The organism is Streptomyces sp. NPDC030995, assembly GCF_055571215.1.
Genome location: NZ_JBVIFS010000042.1, coordinates 1 through 19,699, shown reverse-complemented (window position 1 = coordinate 19,699; position 19,699 = coordinate 1). Strand labels below are relative to the sequence as shown.

The 19,699-nt window shown below is 72.5% G+C and carries 18 protein-coding genes; 8 read left to right on the top strand and 10 right to left on the bottom strand.

What is annotated here, in order from left to right:
• Nucleotides 1-161 precede the first annotated feature (161 nt).
• Together ACZ45T_RS35170 and ACZ45T_RS35165 are read left to right on the top strand one after the other, a co-directional pair.
• Nucleotides 162-518 (top strand): VOC family protein, encoded by a 357-nt coding sequence (locus tag ACZ45T_RS35170; protein ID WP_468448199.1) that lies wholly within the window; start codon nt 162-164, stop codon nt 516-518.
• A gap of 155 nt (nt 519-673) precedes the next feature.
• The gene (locus ACZ45T_RS35165; protein WP_468448198.1) at nt 674-1,129 is read left to right on the top strand and encodes a DUF4383 domain-containing protein; all 456 of its coding nucleotides are present in this window, start codon (nt 674-676) and stop codon (nt 1,127-1,129) included.
• A gap of 11 nt (nt 1,130-1,140) precedes the next feature.
• On the opposite strand, the gene ACZ45T_RS35160 is transcribed toward ACZ45T_RS35165, so the two are convergent.
• Both ACZ45T_RS35160 and ACZ45T_RS35155 read right to left on the bottom strand, forming a co-directional pair.
• Nucleotides 1,141-2,184, bottom strand: a complete 1,044-nt coding sequence (locus tag ACZ45T_RS35160) for a DUF6745 domain-containing protein (protein WP_468448230.1) — start codon at nt 2,182-2,184, stop codon at nt 1,141-1,143.
• Between the two features lie 98 nt (nt 2,185-2,282).
• Nucleotides 2,283-2,609: a hypothetical protein gene (locus ACZ45T_RS35155; RefSeq protein WP_468448197.1), complete on the bottom strand. Its 327-nt coding sequence runs from the start codon at nt 2,607-2,609 to the stop codon at nt 2,283-2,285.
• 190 nt (nt 2,610-2,799) lie between these two features.
• On the opposite strand from ACZ45T_RS35155, the gene ACZ45T_RS35150 reads away from it, so the two are divergent.
• The 5 genes from ACZ45T_RS35150 to ACZ45T_RS35130 are packed head-to-tail and all read left to right on the top strand — an operon-like array spanning nt 2,800 to nt 8,016.
• Complete coding sequence (locus ACZ45T_RS35150; RefSeq protein ID WP_468448196.1) at nt 2,800-3,762, top strand: STM4015 family protein; 963 nt, start codon at nt 2,800-2,802, stop codon at nt 3,760-3,762.
• 10 nt (nt 3,763-3,772) lie between these two features.
• Nucleotides 3,773-4,912, top strand: a complete 1,140-nt coding sequence (locus ACZ45T_RS35145; protein WP_468448195.1) for an STM4014 family protein — start codon at nt 3,773-3,775, stop codon at nt 4,910-4,912.
• 13 nt (nt 4,913-4,925) lie between these two features.
• Entirely contained in the window at nt 4,926-5,732 is an 807-nt protein-coding gene (locus tag ACZ45T_RS35140) for an STM4013/SEN3800 family hydrolase (RefSeq protein ID WP_468448229.1), read from the top strand.
• The gene (locus ACZ45T_RS35135) at nt 5,729-7,108 is read left to right on the top strand and encodes an STM4012 family radical SAM protein (protein ID WP_468448194.1); all 1,380 of its coding nucleotides are present in this window, start codon (nt 5,729-5,731) and stop codon (nt 7,106-7,108) included. Before ACZ45T_RS35140 ends, ACZ45T_RS35135 begins: the two co-directional genes overlap by 4 nt.
• A gap of 5 nt (nt 7,109-7,113) precedes the next feature.
• Entirely contained in the window at nt 7,114-8,016 is a 903-nt protein-coding gene (locus ACZ45T_RS35130) for an STM4011 family radical SAM protein (protein WP_468448193.1), read from the top strand.
• Here ACZ45T_RS35130 and ACZ45T_RS35125 read toward each other — a convergent pair.
• From ACZ45T_RS35125 to ACZ45T_RS35090, 8 genes are all read right to left on the bottom strand, one after another.
• On the bottom strand, nt 7,987-10,215 hold the full coding sequence (locus tag ACZ45T_RS35125; protein ID WP_468448192.1) for an RICIN domain-containing protein: 2,229 nt from the start codon (nt 10,213-10,215) through the stop codon (nt 7,987-7,989). The genes ACZ45T_RS35130 and ACZ45T_RS35125 overlap by 30 nt on opposite strands.
• 116 nt (nt 10,216-10,331) lie before the next feature.
• Entirely contained in the window at nt 10,332-11,168 is an 837-nt protein-coding gene (locus ACZ45T_RS35120; RefSeq protein WP_468448191.1) for a class II fructose-bisphosphate aldolase, read from the bottom strand.
• Nucleotides 11,149-12,120 (bottom strand): ROK family protein, encoded by a 972-nt coding sequence (locus ACZ45T_RS35115; protein ID WP_468448190.1) that lies wholly within the window; start codon nt 12,118-12,120, stop codon nt 11,149-11,151. Before ACZ45T_RS35115 ends, ACZ45T_RS35120 begins: the two co-directional genes overlap by 20 nt.
• Nucleotides 12,113-13,078, bottom strand: coding sequence for an SIS domain-containing protein (locus ACZ45T_RS35110; RefSeq protein ID WP_468448189.1), 966 nt, complete (start codon nt 13,076-13,078; stop codon nt 12,113-12,115). Before ACZ45T_RS35110 ends, ACZ45T_RS35115 begins: the two co-directional genes overlap by 8 nt.
• A gap of 132 nt (nt 13,079-13,210) precedes the next feature.
• Nucleotides 13,211-15,109: a glycoside hydrolase family 35 protein gene (locus ACZ45T_RS35105; RefSeq protein ID WP_468448188.1), complete on the bottom strand. Its 1,899-nt coding sequence runs from the start codon at nt 15,107-15,109 to the stop codon at nt 13,211-13,213.
• On the bottom strand, nt 15,106-15,906 hold the full coding sequence (locus ACZ45T_RS35100) for a carbohydrate ABC transporter permease (protein WP_468448228.1): 801 nt from the start codon (nt 15,904-15,906) through the stop codon (nt 15,106-15,108). Before ACZ45T_RS35100 ends, ACZ45T_RS35105 begins: the two co-directional genes overlap by 4 nt.
• Nucleotides 15,907-15,977: 71 nt before the next feature.
• On the bottom strand, nt 15,978-16,955 hold the full coding sequence (locus tag ACZ45T_RS35095; RefSeq protein WP_468448187.1) for a carbohydrate ABC transporter permease: 978 nt from the start codon (nt 16,953-16,955) through the stop codon (nt 15,978-15,980).
• 68 nt (nt 16,956-17,023) lie between these two features.
• On the bottom strand, nt 17,024-18,211 hold the full coding sequence (locus ACZ45T_RS35090; protein WP_468448186.1) for an ABC transporter substrate-binding protein: 1,188 nt from the start codon (nt 18,209-18,211) through the stop codon (nt 17,024-17,026).
• 372 nt (nt 18,212-18,583) lie between these two features.
• On the opposite strand from ACZ45T_RS35090, the gene ACZ45T_RS35085 reads away from it, so the two are divergent.
• Nucleotides 18,584-19,591: a LacI family DNA-binding transcriptional regulator gene (locus tag ACZ45T_RS35085; RefSeq protein WP_468448227.1), complete on the top strand. Its 1,008-nt coding sequence runs from the start codon at nt 18,584-18,586 to the stop codon at nt 19,589-19,591.
• Nucleotides 19,592-19,699 lie beyond the last annotated feature (108 nt).

The window sequence follows — 19,699 nt, the reverse complement described above, 5'->3', positions numbered from 1 at the left end:
CTCGCGCGCTCCTGGGGCCGTCGCGCCCGACGGCCACCGACCGGGCCCACCGTGCCGGACCTAAGGGGTTGCGACCAGCACCGACACGCGCAGGCCAGGGCGACGCCGTCCGGACGGCGTGGGTCTCGCCGGACGGCGACGCCGGGACCTAGGCTCGGCGCATGGCACTGGAGTGGGAGCAGACCGTCGTCGACGCCGGTGACCCGGCCGCCCTGGGGCGCTGGTGGGCCCGGGCTCTGGGGTGGGTCGTCGTGAACGACTCTCCGGACGAGTACGAGATCCGCCCGGAGCCCGGACGGCTGCCGGGGCTGGTCTTCGTACCGGTGCCGGATGCCAAGACGTCGAAGAACCGCCTCCACCTCGACTTCCGCCCCGACGACCAGGAGGCGGAGGTACGGCGTCTGCTCGCGCAGGGCGCGCGCCGCGCCGACGTCGGGCAGGGCACCGACGTGACGTGGGTCGTGCTCGCCGACCCGGAGGGCAACGAGTTCTGCGTCCTGGCCTCGCGCCACGCCTGACCCGGGGCGCACCCGCCGAGGGTCCGTACGAGGCCCTATCAGGCCCGTACGAGGTGGCCCGTCACGAGCATTGCGGCCGGAAACCGGGGTAGACGCGAGGGGACGGGGCCCGGGCACCGGTCACGGGGGGGACGTCCCTGAGAAGGAGGCTCGCCATGTCCTCTCGCAGCCGCCCCGCCCCTGTTCCCGGGTCGCTGGTGCAGTGGGCCGCTCTGCTGATCGGCGCGGCATTCCTGGTGACCGGAGTGCTGGGCATGATCCCCGGCCCCACCACCGGCTACGACGCGATGACCTTCGCCGGGCACGACTCGGGCGCGGAGCTCTTCGGCCTGTTCCAGGTGTCGGTCCTGCACAACATCGTGCACCTGCTCTTCGGGCTCGTCGGCATCGCCATGTCGCGCGCCCCGGGCGCGGCGCGCACCTTCCTGATCGGCGGCGGAGCGGTCTACCTGGTGCTGTGGCTGTACGGGCTCCTCGTCGACCGCGGAACCGACGCCAACTTCATCCCGGTCAACACCCCGGACAACTGGCTGCACTTCGGCCTGGGCCTGGCCATGGTCGTCCTCGGTCTGATCCTCGGTCGCACCCCACCGGTCCCGCGCCGGGGCTGAGTGGCGCCGCGTCAGGTCTCCCGCACCGGTGAGTACGTCTCCGCGTCGAGGCCGAAGGTCCAGGCCACCCCCTGCCTCGCGGTCTGCGTGTCCGGCGGCACCCGCAGCCAGTACGTGCGGCTCGTACCGTCCGGCTCCGGCGTGGAGTTGACCACCTCCACCATCACGACGTCTTCGTCGCCCGGCAGCGGCATCCGCCACAGGACGCCCGTCTCGTCCCGGTGCACCGGCTCGGCAGCGGATGCGGTGAGGTAGCGCTCGTAGCCGTAGTGCTCCAGCATCACCCGGCGCAGCTCCGCGTTCTCCTCCTCCCGGATGCGCTCGGGCGTCAACCCGTCCAGCCCGGCCAGGAAATCCGCGGGCACGGGCATCCCGCGCCACGCGTACAGCGCGAACCCGTCCGGGAACGCGAGGGCCGGCCCGTCGCCGCGGTCCAGGCGGCCCGCCTCGTCGCGGTGCAGCTCCACCGGGCGCTCGCACACCACGGCCAGCCGCTCGTACGGCCACCACCAGCCTGCCGCCCGGGCCACTTCGGCGAGCCCCTCCAGGGGTGTGCGGTCGCCCGTGTCGAACGCGCACAGCCAGGCTGCGTCGTGCTGGCCCAGGACGGCGTCCAGGAGCAGCAGCCGGACCTCCGCCTCCTGCGCGGTGTCCTCCGCCGCCAGCTCCTCGACGAGCCCGGTACGGATACGGCCGGCCAGCCGCTCGGTGTTCTCCCACAGCCGGGCACCCGTCAGGGCCCATCTGCGGCCCCAGCCCTGGGGACCCAGCCGCTCGTGCAGGCGGGCCCGCTCGGCGCTCCACGGCGCGCTGCGGACCTCTTCCCGCACGCTCCGCCCCCGCACGGCCGTCCCCCACGGGCCGTCCGGATCTCCCAGCAGGCCCGCCGCGGCCCGCGGCGAGTCCGCCCACACGATCCGCTCGGGTTCGGCCAGGCCCGCCGCGCGGTAGGCGAGCCGCACGCCCGCCTCCGCCGCCGCACGGTCCGCGGCCCCGGTCGCCGCCGCGACCGCCCGCCACCCGCCGACCCCGTGCACTCCGCCCGTCACTTCCATCGAGTCCGTCACTTCCATCACGCCCGTCACGTCCGTCACGCCCGGCCTCTCCGCCCCGCTCACCTTCTCCGTCCCCTCCGTCAGGGCCCCTCAGCCACTCAGTCCGCCACGATCCGCACCGAGCCCGGCACGTACTCCCGCTGCCGCACCACCCGGTACCAGCCCTTCGGCAGCGGTATCGCGGCGTGCTCCTCGTGCACCACCCGCCCCCCGTCGGGCAGATGCAGCAACAGCGGCGCCAACGGCCCCGGCTCCCGCACCAGTCGGCCTGGTCCCAGCACGGCGTGCGCGTGCCCGGTCACCTCGCCCAGCGCCAGTACGAGCCGCCCGCGCCCGTCCCGCGGTTCCGACGGCGCGTCCGCGGCGTACGACGGCACCGCCGATTCGCCGAGCGGCACGATGAGTACGTCCCCCTGCCGGTACATGCGTCTCCCCTTCCCACGCGCCGCCCGGTGCGCCGCGTCACCTCCGAAGCTACGGCGAGGCTCTGACAACGGCCCTCCACCCGCCCCTGCCTCGTTCGTTGTCAGTGGCGCTTGCTACAACTTGCAGGCGCATCGGGCGCGGCACACCGGACACAGCACCGGACGAGACAGGCGAGGAACGGCGGGGACCATGAGTTACGCGAGCCATCTGCGGGAGTCGTACGGACTGCCCGTCTTCGACTTTCCGGGCCCCGACGACGAGAAGGGCATGGACCATCTGCCCGAGGCGGACGCCGTCGCATGGCGGGTCTCCTGCGACACCTATGACGCGGAGGAGGCCTGGCCCGTGGCGTTCGCCCGGTTCACCGCGGCCGTCGACACCACCCGCGTCCGCGCGATCGTCGTCGGCGCGTGGGAGGACGCGTACGACAGCGGCCCCGAGGAGATCATCACCGCGCTCCTCGACGCCCGCCCCCGGCTGCCCGCCCTGCGGGCTCTGTTCCTCGGGGACATGGAGTCCGAGGAGTGCGAGATCTCCTGGATCAGCCAAGGAGACGTCGGCCCGCTCCTCGACGGCTTCCCCGAACTGGAGGAGTTCGGCGTCCGCGGCGGCAGCGGCCTCGTCATCCCTCCCTTCACCCACCAGCGGCTGCGCTCCCTCGTCGTCCAGACCGGGGGCATGCCCGCCCGGGCCGTCCGCAACGTCGCCGCCAGCGACCTGCCCGCCCTGCACCACCTCGACCTCTGGCTCGGCACGGCGAACTACGGCGGCGACTGCACGCTGGCCGACGTGGAACCCATCATGGACGGCGACCGCCTGCCGAGCCTGCGTCACCTCGGCCTGCGCAACAGCGACATCCAGGACGAGATCGCCGCCGCCATGGCCGCCGCGCCCGTCGTCGCCCGGCTGGAGACCCTCGACCTGTCCATGGGCGTCCTCACCGACCAGGGTGGCGCCGCGCTGCTCGGCGGCCAGCCCCTCACCCACCTCGCCGCCCTCGACCTCCACCACAACTACCTCAGCGACCCGCTGAAGCAGCGCTTCCGGGACACCCTGGAGAGCGCCGGCGTCGGGCTGAACCTCGACCGGGGCCGCGCCGACGAGGACGAGTGGGACGGCCGCGTCTGGCGTTTCGTCGCCGTCGGCGAGTAGCGCGGCGGCCATGACGCAGCACACGCCGCCCCCGCGCTGGGCAGTCGTCGGCAACCCGGAGAACCGCCGCGTCGCCCTGTTCACCCAGACCGTCCGCGGAGCCGGGCTGCCCGCGCCCCGCATCGTGCCCTGGGCCTCCGTCCTGCGCGAGGGCGGTGCGGCGTTCGCCCCCGACGAGCTCGTACGCCTCGACTCGCCCGGGGAGAACGCCGAGGTGGACCGGGCCCTGCGCGGCCTGGACGATGCCACCCGCGTGGAGGGCGGCGCCCGCTGGTACGCGCGGTTCACCGAGGCCGTACGGAGCCTCACCGGCGGCGTACGCCTCGACGACCCCGACGAGCTGGCGGTCCTCTTCGACAAGCGGCACTGCCACCGGACCCTGGACACCGCGGGGGTTCCGGTGCCCCGCTCCCCGACTTCCGGCGGCGGCACACCGGTGGACGGCTGGGAGGACGTACGCGCCCTGATGGACGCGCACGGCATGCCCCGCGTGTTCGTGAAGCTCGCGCACGGCTCGTCCGCGTCGGGCATCGTCGCCGTCGAGGCGGCCGGCCGGGGCCGCGTCCGGGCCGCCACTTCGGTGGAGACGGTCGAGGACGGGCGTCTGTACAACTCCCTGCGGGTGCGCCGCCTCACGAGCGAGCGGGAGATCGCCGCGCTGGTCGACGCACTCGCCCCCGACGGACTGCACGTCGAACGCTGGTGGCCCAAGGCCTCCCTCGGAGGCCGCGCGGCAGACCTGCGCGTGGTCGTCGTGGCCGGCCGGGCCACCCACGCCGTGGTCCGCACCAGCCGCTCGCCCATGACCAACCTCCACCTCGGCGGGCAGCGCGGCGACCTGTCCGCCGTGGTCGAGGCCGCGGGCCCCCGCTGGGCCGACGCCCTGGACATCTGCGAACGGGCCGCGGCCTGCTTCCCCGGCACCCTCTGCGTCGGCGTCGACCTGCTGCCCGCCGTCGGCTGGCGGCGGTTCGCCGTCGCCGAGGTCAACGCCTTCGGGGACCTGCTGCCCGGCCTGACCGGCCTGCCGGGCAGCGCAGCCGAGGGCCTCGACACCTACGCCGCCCAAGTCGCCGCCGCCCTGCCGTACGTACGCGGCCGCACACACCAGCACCACCACCCGAGGAACCACCACCGTGCACCAGCCTGAGACCGGGCCCGACATGAACGAGGTCGTCGGCCGCGACGACCTGCTCCTGCTCACCCTGGACACCCTCCGCCACGACGTCGCCGCCGAACTGGCCGCCGCCGGACGCATTCCGCACCTCGCCCGCCACCTGCCCGGCGGCGGCTGGGAGAAGCGGCACGCCCCGGGCAGTTTCACGTACGCCTCCCACCAGGCGATGTTCGCCGGATTCCTGCCCACGCCGGCCCTACCGGGACCCCATCCGAGGCTGTTCGCCGCGCGCTTCGCCGGCAGCGAGAGCACCGCCGGACGCACCTACGTCTTCGACACCCCCGACCTGGTCTCCGGTCTGGCCGCGGCCGGGTACCGCACGGTGTGCGTCGGCGGCGTCGGCTTCTTCAACAAGCAGGGCGCGCTGGGTGACGTACTCCCCGGCATGTTCCAGGAGAGCCACTGGGAGCCCGAGTTCGGCGTGGCGTCCCCCACCTCCTTCGAGGCGCAGGTCGATCGGGCCGAGCGGATCGTCGGCTCCCTCCCCGCGGAGCAGCGGCTGTTCCTCTTCCTCAACGCGTCCGCGCTGCACCAGCCCAACTGGTTCCACCTGCCCGGCGCCACCCGGGAGGCCGGGGACAGCCGCGCCACCCACGCAGCCGCGCTGGAGTACATCGACCGCCACATCGGCCGCCTCTTCGCCGCGATGAGCTCCCGCCGCCGCTGCTTCGCCATCGTCTGCTCCGACCACGGCACGACCTACGGCGACGACGGCTACACCGGCCACCGCCTCGCCCACGAGGCCGTGTGGACCGTGCCGTACGCCCACTTCTTCCTGGAGCCGTCCGCATGACCGCCACTGCCACCGCTGCCCCCACGCCCACCGAGGCGGTCAACGGTTCCCATGTCCGCCCCTACCAGAGCTACGTCTACGCCTACCCCCACAAGACCGCGTACCGCCCGCTGCCCGACCGGCCCGCCCTGCGCGACCTCTGGCGGGGCGAGGACAAGAGCGCGCTCTCCCTCTACCTCCACATACCGTTCTGCGAGGTCCGCTGCGGCTTCTGCAACCTCTTCACCCGCATCGGCGCACCCGACGGCCTCACCGGCCGCTACCTCGCCGCACTCGACCGCCAGGCCGCCGCCGCCCGAGAGGCCCTCGGCGACGACGACGGCCCGGTCAGGTTCGCCAACGCCGCTTTCGGCGGCGGCACACCGACCTTCCTCACCGCCCACGAGCTGACCCGGCTCTGCGACATCGCCGAGCGGCGCATGGGCGCGGACCTGCGCGCCGTGCCCCTCTCCGTCGAGGCCTCGCCCGCCACCGCGACCGCCGACCGGCTCGCCGTCCTCGCCGAGCGCGGCGCCACCCGACTCAGCGTCGGCGTCCAGAGCTTCGTCGACGCCGAGGCACGGGCCGCCGTACGCCCCCAGCGCCGCGCCGACGTGGAGGCCGCGCTCGGCCGGATCCGCGACGCCCGCATCCCGGTCCTCAACATCGACCTCATCTACGGCATCGACGGCCAGACCCCCGCCACATGGCGCACCTCCCTGGACGCCGCCCTCGCCTGGGAGCCCGAGGAGCTGTACCTCTACCCGCTGTACGTCCGCCCGCTCACCGGCCTGGCCCGGCGCACCGCGCACACCGACACCGAGTGGGACGAGCAGCGCCTGAACCTCTACCGTCAGGGCCGCGACCACCTCCTCGCCCACGGCTACGAGCAGGTGTCGATGCGCATGTTCCGCCGAGCCGGCGCCGCGCCGCAGGGACCCGACGACCACGCCTGCCAGACCGACGGCATGATCGGCCTCGGCTGCGGCGCCCGCTCCTACACCTCGGCCCTCCACTACTCCTTCGACTACGCCGTCGACATGGGCGAGATCCGGCGGATCATCGACGACTACACGGCCACCGCCGACTTCGGGCGCGCCGTCCACGGCAGGTACGTAGACGGCGGCGAGGCGCGCCGCCGCCACCTCCTCCAGTCCCTCCTCCAGGCCCGGGGGATGCCGCTCGCCGACTACCGCGACCGCTTCGGCACCGGCCCGCACGAGGACTTCCCCGTCGAACTCGCCGCCTTCGCCGCCCGCGGCTGGCTCGAGGGAGCCGGGACACAGGGCCAGGAGCTGCGCCTGACCCCGGAAGGACTCGCCCACTCCGACGCGCTCGGCCCGGCGCTCTTCTCACCCGCCGTACGGGCCGCCATGGCCGCCTACGATCCGAAGTAGCCGCCGTGGACCTGACGATCCTGTACCGCGGCCCGCTCGCCTCCTGCGACTACGACTGCCCCTACTGTCCCTTCGCCAAGCGCCGCGACACCCCCGCCCAGCTGCGCGCCGACCGCGCGGCCCTCGACCGCTTCACCGCTTGGGCGGCGGCGCAGCAGGGCGACCGGCTCTCCCTCCTCTTCACCCCCTGGGGCGAGGGCCTGGTCCGCTCCTGGTACCGCCGCGCCCTCGTGGACCTCTCGCACCAACCGCACGTCGAGCGCGTCGCCATCCAGACCAACCTCAGTTGCCGCACCGACTGGCTCGCCGAGGCCGACCCGGCCACCGTGGCCCTGTGGTGCACGTACCACCCCGGCCAGACGCCGTACGCACGCTTCCTCGCGAAGCTCGGGGAGCTGGCCGACCGGGGCATCCGCCACAGCGTCGGCATCGTCGGCCTGCCGGAGAACCTGCCGCACGCGCGTCGGCTGCGCGCGGACCTGCCCGGCCACGTGTACCTCTGGGCGAACGCCGCCGAGGGCCACACGTACACCGATGCCGAGGCGGACGACTGGACCGCCGTGGACCCGCTCTTCCCGTACAGCCGCCGCCCCCACCGCTCGGCCGGACTGCCGTGCCGCACGGGGGAGTCGGTCATCTCGGTGGACGGCGAGGGCACGGTCCGCCGCTGCCACTTCGTCCGCACGGAGCTCGGCAACCTCTACGACGGCTCCTACCGCGCCGCCCTCACCGCCCGCCCCTGCCCCCTGGCCGTCTGCGACTGCCACATCGGCTACGTCCACCTGGAGACCCTCCCCCTCTACGACGTCTTCGCGGGCGGTGTCCTCGAACGGGTCCCCGCGCCCCCGGGGCGGCCGGCGCCCCGGGGGTTCGGCAGGTCAGCCGATCGTCCACCGCTGGAGCGATGAGCCGGTGTCCGGTTGCTGGGTCACCAGGGAGCCGGCGGTGGTGGAGGCGGTGGTGAGGAGCAGTCCGCTCCTCACCGATGTGACGGTGTACCGCCCGTCCTGTCCGCGCGTGGCGGTCCAGCGCTGGTTGCTGCCGCCGTGGCAGGTCCACTGGATCACCTTGGCGCCCGCCGCGGTGGAACCGCCGCTGATGTCGACGCAGAGCCCGGACTCGGCGTTGGCGATCTCATAGGAGCCGTCCGGCTGCCGGGTGAAGTTCCATTTCTGGTTGGCGCCGGCGTTGGGCGTGTAGGTGATCAGTTGGGTGCCCGGGGTGGTGCTGTGGTTGGGGTTGTCGAGTGCCTGGCCTCCCGACACGAGCGTGCGGGTGCCGCCCAGGGAGTCGGGCACGGTTCCCACCGCCGTGAGGGTCAGGGTCTGTTCGGAGGACGTGCGTGAGCCGCCGACTCCTCCGCCGGTGTTGCTCCAGGAACGGGCCGGTGTCGTCTCGGCGAGCCGGGACGAGGTGGCGGACAGGCCGATGACCAGTCCGCTGTACCGGTTGACGAGGCGGTGGGTGCCGGTGGTGCTGCCGTCGCCGGAGGAGGTCCCGGGAATGACGAACCATTGCTGGCCGACGGTGGGGCCGCCGGCCCCGGGCGCGGTGACGGTGGGCTTGGTTCCCCAGGCGCGCTGCGTGGTGGATGTGGAGTCGACGCCCAGCAGTCCCCCGGTGGCCGCGTTGGCTATGCGGTAGCTGCCGTCGCCGCTGCTGCTGAAGGTCCAGGTTTCCAGCCCGGACCCGGTGGCCGCGGCCTGGGAGGTGGTGGCGGTGCTGCCCGGGGTCTGGGCGAGGACGCGGCCGGCGGCGCCGATCCGGTAGCTCTTGCTCGTGTCGACCGGTGCGGCGGGCGTGGGCGTGCCGATCGAGACGTTGATGTACTCGCTGGAGGCACCGTTAGAGCATCCGAACGAGCAGTAGGACCGGAAGTCCTTGCCGACGATGCCCGAGCTCGTCTTGTTCTTGCTGTCGAGGAACCACCGGTACCAGGACGCGTTGGTGTAGGTGCCGGTGTCGCCGATCAGGCGCCACTTCTGTGTGGCGAGGTTGTCGGTGGCGTAGAACTGCTGGGGCGCCGTCCCGTTCTGCTCGACGGCCTGGGGCTGGCCGATGTAGAGCCCGAGGTGGGCGTTGTAGGTGATGTCCATGACGAACAGCGGAGACGTCGGGGGCATGGTGCCGGCCGCCACCTGCTGGTCCGCCGTCCCGGTGGTCGACGGGTCGTACTCGCGGTCGGCAGGGGTGTATCCGGTGGTGCTGGCGGAGCCGACCGGCACCATGTTGCTCTCCTGGCCGCCGACGCCGGGCTGGGACCAGGCTCCGTCGTACCACTTCTGCCAGGAGCCGGGCGCCATCTTGGAGGAGATGGGAGCCCGGGCCACGTGCGCGTGGAACGTCTTCCAGCCGCTCCCCTTGTCCACGATCCGCGATCCGTAGAAGACGTAGAAGTAGCCCGAGGCGGTGTCGGCGAACAGTCGCGGGTCGCCGTCGCCGTAGTGGTAGGTCTGCTGGGGGAACGCCGCGGTGTCGCCCCGGGTGGTGCTGTAGGGGGAGGTGATGACGTGGTCCTTGATGGCCCACGTACGGCCCTGGTCGGTGGAGACCGCGTAGTCGATCCCGTCGTAGTGGGAACCGTCGCCGAAGGGCTGCGGGGTGAACTCGTTGTGGATCAGGCCGTACCAGTGGCCGGTGTCCGGGTCGACCCACACGCCCGTCAGATCGCAGAAGTTCCGCTGCGAGTATCCCGATCCGGCGGGGGCGTTGGTGGACGTCAGCCCGGTCGGGCTGTTGTTGCACCGCCACGTGGTGTCGTTGTTCTTGTCGTTGCTGTTGGCGGGGTTCACGGCGTCGCTGATCTGGCCCGACCGGGTGGCGGTGTCGAAGTCCGCGCCGGTGTAGAAGGTCCACTTGCGCGGGTCCGAGGGACCGTAGAGCGCGTGGGCCTGCTGGTAGTAGAAGGCGCCGTCCTTGTCGAGGTAGGGGACGGCGGGGGTGTCGTCCGGATGGGTCCAGGACCCTTTCGACCCGACCGTGACGGTGTAGGTCGCGTCCGGCGAGACCGCCGGGACCGGTGGGGCGGCGGCTGCCGGTGCGCCGCCGGCCGTGGCGAATGCCGCCGCGACGAGCGCGCCCGCGATTCTTCTGCGAGAGGGTGACACAGCTCCTCCTTCTTCTCGTCGCCGGCCCGCATCCGTTGTGGGCCGACGTGGGTGGGGGGAACGCCCGACGGGAGCGGGCGAGGTCCGCCGGGCGGGGCCCCGGCGGCCGCGGCGGGTCATCCGCCGGCCAGTACGTCCAGCAGCCGTGCGACCTCGGCCGCCGTCGTCTCGCGGGCCCGGCCCATGTACCTGCGTGGGTCGGTCGGGGCGGGTTCGGCGGCGAGGTCGCGCCGGAGGGACGCGGTGAAGAGCTTGTTGAGGTGCGTGGAGATGTTGACCTTGGTCATTCCCGCGGCGACGGCCTTGGCGAGGCCGGTGTCCGACACGCCCGAAGAGCCGTGCAGGACCAGGGGGATGCCGAGGGAGGCACGCAGGCGGCCGATCAGGTCGAAGTCGAGGACGGCGTCGCGGGTGGGCATGGCGTGGGAGCTGCCCACGGCGACGGCGAGCGCGTCGACGGCGGTCGCGGCCGCGAACCGTCGTGCCTCGTCCGGGTCGGTCCTGACTCCGGGGGCATGCGCGCCGTCCTTGCCGCCGATGGCGCCGAGCTCCGCCTCGACGAAGACGTCGGCGCGGTGGCACGCGTCGGTCACGGTCCGGGTGTGGGCCAGGTTCTCCTCGTACGGGAGCCTCGACGCGTCGAACATCACGGAGGTGAAGCCGAGTCCGACCGCCTCGTGGACGAGTTCGGCCGACTCCGCGTGATCGAGGTGGACGGCGACGGGCACGGTGGCGCGACGGGCCAGGGTCAGCGAGGCGAGGCCGATCGGGGCGAGCGAGCCGTGGTAGCGGACGGTGTTCTCGCTGATCTGGAGGATCACCGGCAGGCCGGCGTGCTCGGCTCCGGCGACGATGGCTTCGGCGTGCTCGATCTGGATGACGTTGAAGGCTCCGACACCCCGGCCGTCCGCGTAGGCGGCCCCGATGATGTCGTCAGTCGACGCGAGCGGCATGGACGGTCTCCACGGTCGTAGGGGGGTCGACGGACTGCCACGCCGCCAGGCCGGCGCCGAGACAGCCGGCCGCGGCGCCGAGCGATGCCCGTACCACCTCGGGGCGGCGTTGGAAGGTGAGGCGGCGCGCCAGAGCGGTGCGCAGCGGGTCGAGCAGGAGGTCTCCGGCCTCGGACAGGCCCCCGCCGATGACGACGCGTTCGGGGGCCAGGATCGAGGTGAGGGCCGCCAGACCGGTCGCCAGCGCGGCAACCGCCTCGTCCCACACGCCGCGGGCGACCGGGTCCGCCCGCGCCACCAGGGCCGCGACCCCTGCCGCCCCGTCGACCGTACGGCCCGACCGTTCGGTGTAGGCGGCCTCGATGGCTGCGGCCGAGGCGATGGACTCCAGGCAGCCTCGGGCGCCGCAGGCGCATTCCCTGCCGCCGGGTTCCACCACCAGGTGTCCCGCTTCGCCCGCGTGGGCCGACGGATGAACGGGCCGGCCGTCGACCAGTACGGCGCACGAGATGCCCGTACCGATGGGCAGGAACAGCACCTCGCGGGCGCCTCGGGCCGCGCCCAGCCGGCTCTCGGCGATGCCGCCGGCGCGTACGTCGTGCCCGAGGGTGACGGGCAGTGCGACCCTCTCGCGGAGCAGCGCGGCGAGCGGTACGTCGCGCCAGCCGATGTTGGCCGAGAACTCGGCCCGCTGGGCGGTCTCGTCGACGATCCCGGGCACCACGACCCCGGCTGCGACGGGGCGCGCACCGTGGCCCGCCGCACGCTCGGACAGTTCCCGCAGCGCGTCCCCGATCGAGTCCACGACCGCGTCCGGGCCGTGCGTGCGCGGCGTCGGCCGGCACAGGCTGCTCACCGGGAGCATCGCCCGGTCCAGGAGCGCGCCCTTCATGGACGTACCGCCCACGTCGAGCGCGATCACGCAGTCGAGCGGGTCGGTGCGGTCAGCCACGGTCGGAGCCGAGCACGACGGAACGGGTGAGGTTGCGGGGCCGGTCGGGGTCGAGGCCGCGTGCCTCCGCGCACAGCACCGCGAGGCGCTGCGCCCGGACGAGATCGGCCAGGGGGTCGAGTTGGCCGTGCGTGTCGCCGGACCCGGCGACGTACGTGCCGCCGGTGCGGGTGACGTCGTCGTGCAGTCCCCGCGGGCCCTGGCCGAACACCCAGACCGCCCGGTGGGGGCCGGTGATACTGGCCGGGCCGTGCCGGTATTCCATCGCCGGGTACGCCTCGGTCCAGGCTCCGGCCGCCTCGCGCATCTTCAGCGCCGCCTCCAGCGCGAGGCCGTAGGTCCAGTCGGTGCCGAGGAACGTGATCTGCTCGACGTCGCGCAGGCCGGCGGCGAGCGGCTCGCAGACGGCCCGTTCGGCGTCCAGGGCCGCTTGCTCCAGCGGGCGCACACCTGCGGGCAGGGCGCCTTCCAGCTCCAGGTGGGCGCGCAGCAGGGAAAGGGCGGTGGTGGCGAAGCGGGTCTGGACCACCGACCGTTCGTCCGCGAAGTCCAGGACGGTGACGGCGTCTGCGGCGGCCATGACGGGCGTGTCCGGGTCCGCGGTGAGGACGCTGAGGGGCACCGTGCCCTTCAGGCGGCCCAGGAGGTCCAGGACCTCCGTGGTGGTGCCCGAGCGGGTGATGGCCAGGATCCGGTCGTAGCGGCGTGCGGGCGGGAAGGCCGAGGCGGCGAAGGCGTCCGTCTCGCCGTGACCGCCGTGCTCGCGCAGCGCGGCGTAGGCCTGCGCCATGAACCAGGAAGTGCCACAGCCGACGACCGCGATCCGCTCACCCCTGCGCGGGAGCACGGGGAGGTGGCTCGGGACCCAGGCGGCGGCACGCCGCCAGCAGTCCGGCTGCGAGGCGATCTCGCGGACGGTGTGGGAGGCGGTGTCGGGGGGCGATGCGGCGGCGGACATCGGTGGAGCTCCTTCGATGAGGCGGAGGGCCGGCCCTCGCGGTGACGGGCGGCAGGAGGTGGGCGGATCGGGTCGGACGGGGCCGGTGTGCGTGTGGCGAAGGCGCCGGTCGTGGAGGGCGGCGCCGGATCGTCAGTCGAAGGTCTCGACGAACTCTTCCGCCGGGCCGAGCTCCGGCCGGTCGCACAGGACGATGCTGTCGCCGAGGTGTTCGAGTTCCAGCACGGTGAGTGTGTTCCGGCCCGCTCGCAGGAACGGGTGGGGCAGGTAGAGCGTGCGCTGCGGTCCCACTTCCCAGTACCGGCCGAGCAGGCTGCCGTTGACCCAGAGGAACCCCTTGCCGAATCCGGGCAGGGCGAGGAAGGAGTCGGCCGGCTCGTCCAGGGTCAGGTGGGCGGTGGCGAATCCCGCTGTTGCGGCGGGCGCGGCGAGCGAGGGCGCCTGCGCGATGTCCGCCGGAGTCCATTCGTCGATGGGGAGGCGGTGCATGCCCCAGCCGTGCACCAGCCGGCGGTCCACGCGTACCCCGCCGAGGATGCCCTTGCCCTGGCCGAGGAGCGGACCGTAGTTGATCCGTCCCTGGTTCTCCACCAGGAGCTCCAGCCGGATCCGCTCTCCGGTTCCGGCCACGGTGCAGGTTGAGGTCTCCTGATCGAGGACGGCGAGGGGCGCCCCGTCGACGAAGACCTGGGCCCGGTCGTGCAGCCCCGAGACCGTCACGGTGTGGGTGCCGGGCGGCAGCAGCGGGTGGGCCGTGTAGAGCACCAGGCCGGAGGCCTGACCGAGTTCCTCGAAGCTGAGCGGCAGCGGGGCGTGGACCGGTTCGCCCGCCGCGCGCAGCGCGTCCAGGAGGGCCGCCGCGCGTGTCACCGGCAGGGTACGGGGGGCGAGGAGGCGCGGCTCGCGGGGCAGCGGGCGGGTCGCGGCCGCGCCGCCGAGTGTGGTCAGTGTCTCGCGCAGCGCGAAGAACTTCGGGGTGAGCTCTCCGTGTTCGGCGACCGGCGCGTCCGAGTCGTAGCTGGTGACGGTCGGCTGGAGGCGGTCGCCGTCGTGATTGGCGCCGGCCCACAGACCGAAGTTGGTGCCGCCGTGCGCCATGTAGAGGCTGACCGAGCCGCCTGCGTCGAGGATGCCGGCGACGGAATCGGCCGCGCTCCCGGCCGAGCGGACGTGGTGCTTCTCGCCCCAGTGGTCGAACCAGCCGTTCCAGAACTCGGCGCAGAAGAAGGGCTCGTCCGGGCGGCGGGAGCGCAGCAGCGCGGCCGCGTCGTCGGGGCGCGAGCCGAACGTGGCGGCGGCGAGCTCGTCCGGGACGGTGCCGCCGTCGAGCATCAGCGGGGTGGGTCCGTCGGCGGTGTAGAGCAGTTCGGTGACGCCTCGGGCGACCAGTGCGTCTCGGACCCAGCGGACGTAGGCGTGGTCGTCGCCGTAACTGCCGTACTCGTTCTCTATCTGGACGCCCACGACGGGGCCGCCGTGGCGGGCCTGGAGAGCGGCGATCCGCGGGACCAGCTCGTCGAACCAGCGCCCGACCGCTTCCAGGAAGGGCGTGTACGAGGCGCGCAGTCGCATGCCGGGAGTTCCGGTCAGCCAGGCGGGGAATCCGCCGTTGTCCCATTCGGCGCAGATGTAGGGGCCGGGGCGGACGAGCACGTCGAGTTCCGTCTGCTGGGCCAGGCGGACGAAGCGCTCCAGGTCGCGCCAGCCGTCGAAACGGATGTCCCCCGGGGTCCGCTCGTGGAAGTTCCACGGTACGTAGGTGTCCACCGTGTTGAGTCCGAGGGCCGCCACGCGCTGGAGGCGGTCGGCCCACTGGTCGGGGTGGATCCGGAAGTAGTGCAGGGAGCCGGACAGCACGCGATGGGGCCGGCCGTCGCGCAGGAAGGTGCCGTCGGCGTGCGTCAGCAGGGCCGGGGGGCGTCCGGCCCGGGTGACCGCGGTGGTGGCCGAGGCGGGGGTCGACGTGGTGGCCGAGGCGGGGGTCGACGTGGTGGCCGAGGCGGGGGTCGACGTGGTGGCCGAGGTGGTCATTTGACGGCTCCGGCGGTCATGCCCGCGCGCCAGAAGCGCTGGAGCGCGAGGAAGGCGATCAGGAGGGGGCCGACGGACACCAGCGATCCGATGACGACCAGCGACGGGGGAACGGCGACGTGGCTGGCGTTCCAGCCCACCAGGCCGACGGTCACGGGCTGCAGCCTGTCGTCGCCGAGCACCATCGCGGGCAGCAGGTAGTTGTTCCAGATCTCCACGAACTGGAACAGGAAGATGGTGACGAGGGCCGGCAGCATCATCCGGACGCCGATGGACCGGAAGATGCGGAACTCGCTCGCCCCGTCGAGCCGGCCGGCCTCCAGCACCTCGTCGGGCACGGTCTGCGTGGCGAACACCCGCGCCAGGTAGACGCCGAACGGACTGACGACGCTCGGCAGCAGAACGGCCAGCGGGTTGTCGATCAGGTGGATGCCGGAGAACATCAGGTACAGGGGAAGCGTGAACAGCACCTTGGGCACCAGGACGGCCGCGAGCACCAGCGCGAAGACGGCGCCCCGTCCCGGAAAGTCGAACTTGGCGAGGGCGTACCCGGCGAGCGCCGAGAAGGCCGTGCCGAGCAGCGCTCCGATGCTGCAGTACAGCAGGCTGTTGAACATCCAGCGCCAGAAGATGCCCCCGTCATGGCTGCTCAGCCGTCCGATGTTGTCGAACAGCGCGAAGCCGTCGAACCAGAGGCCGTTGCCGCTGAACTGTTCACCGAAGGGTTTGGTGGCCGAGACCAGCAACCACCACAGGGGGGCGAGGAAATAGAAGGCCGACAGGGCGAGGAGCGCCATGACCGCGAGGCGGCTCACCGCTCTCGTGTCCCGTCGTGACCTGGTCACCGATCGCGTGGTGTGGACGGTGCTCACGCGCGCTCTCCTCGGTCCGTCAGCTTGAAGAACACGAACGACACGACTCCCACCAGCACGGCGAGGATCACCGACTGGGCCGCTGCGTACGGGTAGTTGCCGGCCGCGACGGCGCTCTGGGCGGACATGATCGGGGTGAAGGCGGAGGAGAGGGAGCCGGCGGAGACCGGCTGGAGCACGGCGGGCTCGTTGAACAGCTGGGCCGAGCCGATGATGGAGAACACGGCGGTGAGCACGAGCGCCCCGCGTACGGCCGGGATCTTGATGCTCCAGGCGATCCGGAACGCCGAGGCGCCGTCCATCCTGGCCGCTTCGAGCACCTCGGCCGGGATCGCCTGCAGGGCCGCGTAAATGATGATCATGTTGTAGCCGGCCCAGCTCCAGGTGACGATGTTGGCCACCGACCAGAGCACCAGGTCCTCGGCGAAGAAGGGGATGGACAGGCCGAGGGGTTCGAGTACGCGGTTGATGGGGCTGGACTGCGGGGAGTACATGAACGACCACACGAGGGCGGCGCTGACGCCGGGGACCGCGTACGGGATGAATCCGGCGAGCCGGAAGAAGCCCTTGCCCCGCGCCGACCTGGAGTCGATGAGCAGGGCCAGCACCAGCGCCAGGCCGAGCATGACGGGCACCTGTACGAGGCCGAACAGCGCGACGCGGGCGAGCGACGAGGTGAAGGCTCCGTCCTGGAACGCCCGCGCGTAGTTGTCGAGCGGGTGGAACTCCTTGGTCGGCGCGGTGAGCCCGAGCCCCGACCGGTGAACGGTGAACAGGCTGCTGACCGCCGCGTAGACGATCGGAGCCACGTACATGGCCGCGAACAGGACGAGGAAGGGGGCACAGAACAGCAGCGGCCGCAGCCCGCGCGCAGGCGGCTTCGGCCTCGCGCCGGCCGGTCTCGGGTGGGCTGCCGGCGATCCGGCGGCCGGACGGGCCGGACCGGTGTCCGCCGGGATGGTGGCATGGGTCACGAGGTTTTCCTTACTGTGGCTCGGACGAACGGCCGGGCGGGGCGCACGTCCCCGGCCGGCGCATCGCTCTACTTCGCGACCTGGAGCCCCTGCTTCTCCATTTCGCCGAGCGTCTTGTCCTGTGCGGTGCGCAGCGCGTCGGCGATGGTGCCGTTGCCGGCCCATGCCTTGCCGAGGCCGTCGTTGACGTCCGCGGCGGTCTTGGTCATCAGCGGTCCCCAGGTCCAGTCGGGGTTGACCTGCGGGGATGCGGCGGCGAACACCTCGTAGATGTTCTGCCCGCCGAAGTAGGGGTCGGGCTTCAGCGCGGGCAGGGTGAGGAGCTTCTTCGCGGCCGGGTAGAGCGCGGCCTTGTCGACGAGGTCCCCGAAGGCCTGCGGGTCGGTGCTCAGCCAGTGCGCGAACTCCCAGGCGGCCTTGGGGTCCTGGCAGCCCTTGAGCACCGCGGTGGCGGAGCCTCCGGCATTGCCGGCCTGGGTGCCTCCGGCCTCCCACTGGGGCATCGGTGCGACCGCCCACTGCCCGGCGCCGTCCTTCGCGCCGCCCTTGATGACGCCGGCCTGCCAGACCGCGCCGACGACCGTGGCGATGCTGCCGTTGCCCAGCCCCGCGTACCAGGCCTGGTCGTACATCGGGGCGCTGCTGATCAGCCCGTCCCCGGCCAGGCCCTGCCAGTAGTCGGCGACCTTCTTGTTGGCCGGCGACGCCATCGTGACCTGCCACGCGTCGTCCTTGACGCCGAACCAGCTTCCGCCGGCCTGCCAGGCCAGACCGGCGTAGTCGTAGTCCAGGTACGGGGAGGAGACGTACCGGTCCGGGCCGGAGGCGTGGATCTTCTCGGCCGCGGTGCGGTACTCGGCCCACGTGGTGGGCGGCTTGAGGCCCAGCGAGTCGAAGAGGTTCTTGTTGTAGAACAGCGCCATCGGGCCGGTGTCCACGGGCGCGCCGTAGACCTTGCCTCCCAGGGTCACCGACTTCCACGCGGAAGCCTGGAAGTCGTCCTCGGCGGCCGACGCCTGAGCGGTCACGTCCTGCAGGGCTCCCTGAGCGGCGAAGCTCGGCAGGGTCTCGTACCCGAGCTGGGCCAGGCACGGCGCGTTCCCGGCCTTCACCGCGTTGAGCATCTTCTGGTAGCCGCCCTTCGCGCCGGGCTGCACCGTCTGGTAGCTGACCTTGATGTCCGGATGGGTCGCGTTGAACGCCTCGACCGCGTCCGCGTAACCGGGGGCCCATCCCCAGAATGTTATCGATGCCATCCCGGGTGTCGACGGTGTCCCCGCCTCCGAGCACCCACTGGCCGCGAGCGCGAGGACAAGGGCGCCCACGGCGCCCGCGAATCGGGTCGTAGCTTGCTTCACGGCTCTCCTCCTATGGTCTGCGGCAGGGCGGAGGAGATACCTCCCAAAGGGGGAGCCGCGTCTGGAACACGCCGGCCCCCGCGCCGATGCGCGTCGGTGGATCGGAACTATGGCAGAGAATGTTATCGATGCCAATAGATGGCACACAGGTGTGCGGATCCGCGGCGAAGGCCAGCTGAAGCGGCATGGGGAGCGATATCATGCGTGCTTGTGACGGCAAAGGAACCCACGGCGCAGCGGAATCCCGGCGACCAGGAGCGGCCGCCCGCGATGGCGGACGTGGCCCGGGTCGCCGGAGTGTCGGCGCAGACCGTGTCGAGAGTGCTCTCCGGGCACCCGAACGTGCAGGACAGGACGCGGGCCAAGGTGGTGGCCGCGGTGGAACAGCTCGGCTACCGCCGGAACAACGCGGCACGGATGCTGAGCTCGGGCCGCAGCCGCACCATCGGCGTGGTGACCCTCCAGACCACGTACTATTCGCGGGCCGCCGTCACCTCCGGCATCGAGAACGCCGCGCAGGCCGCCGGCTACGCGGTCAGCACGGCCACCACGACCTCCCTGGACACCTCCGCCATCGAGCGGGCCCTGGCGCGGCTGGCCGATCAGGACGTCGAAGGCGTCATCCTGTCGGTGCCGTTGATCCACAGCAGCGAAAGGATCGAGCAGCTCACCCGGTCCATGCCCACCATCACGATCGACGGGTCGCGCACCGACGCGACCGGGGTCGTGGCCGTCGACCAGGCCCTCGCGGCGCGCCTGGCGACCCAGCACCTGCTGGACCTGGGTCACGAGACCGTCTGGCACGTGGCGGGTCCCGAGCAGTGGCTGGAGGCAGCGAGCCGGCGCGACGGCTGGCGCACCACGCTGGAGGCCGCCGGCCGGCCGGTCCCGCCGCCGCTGGAGGGTGACTGGTCCCCCGCCTCGGGCTATCGGATCGGGCTCGTCCTGGGCCGCATCCCGGATGTCACCGCCGTCTTCGTGGCGAGCGACGAGATGGCTTTCGGCCTGATCAGGGCCCTGCGCGAGCTCGGAAGGCGGGTCCCCGAGGACATCTCCGTGGTCGGCGTCGACGACATCGAGCTCGCGGAGTACTGCACACCGCCCCTGACCACCGTCGCGCAGCCGTTCAGCGACATGGGAGCGCTGGCCGTGGCCCAGCTGCTGCGGCACATAGCGGACCCCGACGCGGTGGCGGTGCCGGCGTCGATGGAACCGGAACTCGTCGTACGAGCGAGTACCGCCTCCGCGCAGGGGCCGGAAGGCGCGGGCCCGGCCTGATCCGAAGGACGGCCCTAGTGACCTGAGTCGGAGGTTTGTCGTTAGTTCGGTATGAGTCGTCCGGGTCCGAAGATTCCGCCGTTGTCGGTGACCGATGCCCAGCGGGCT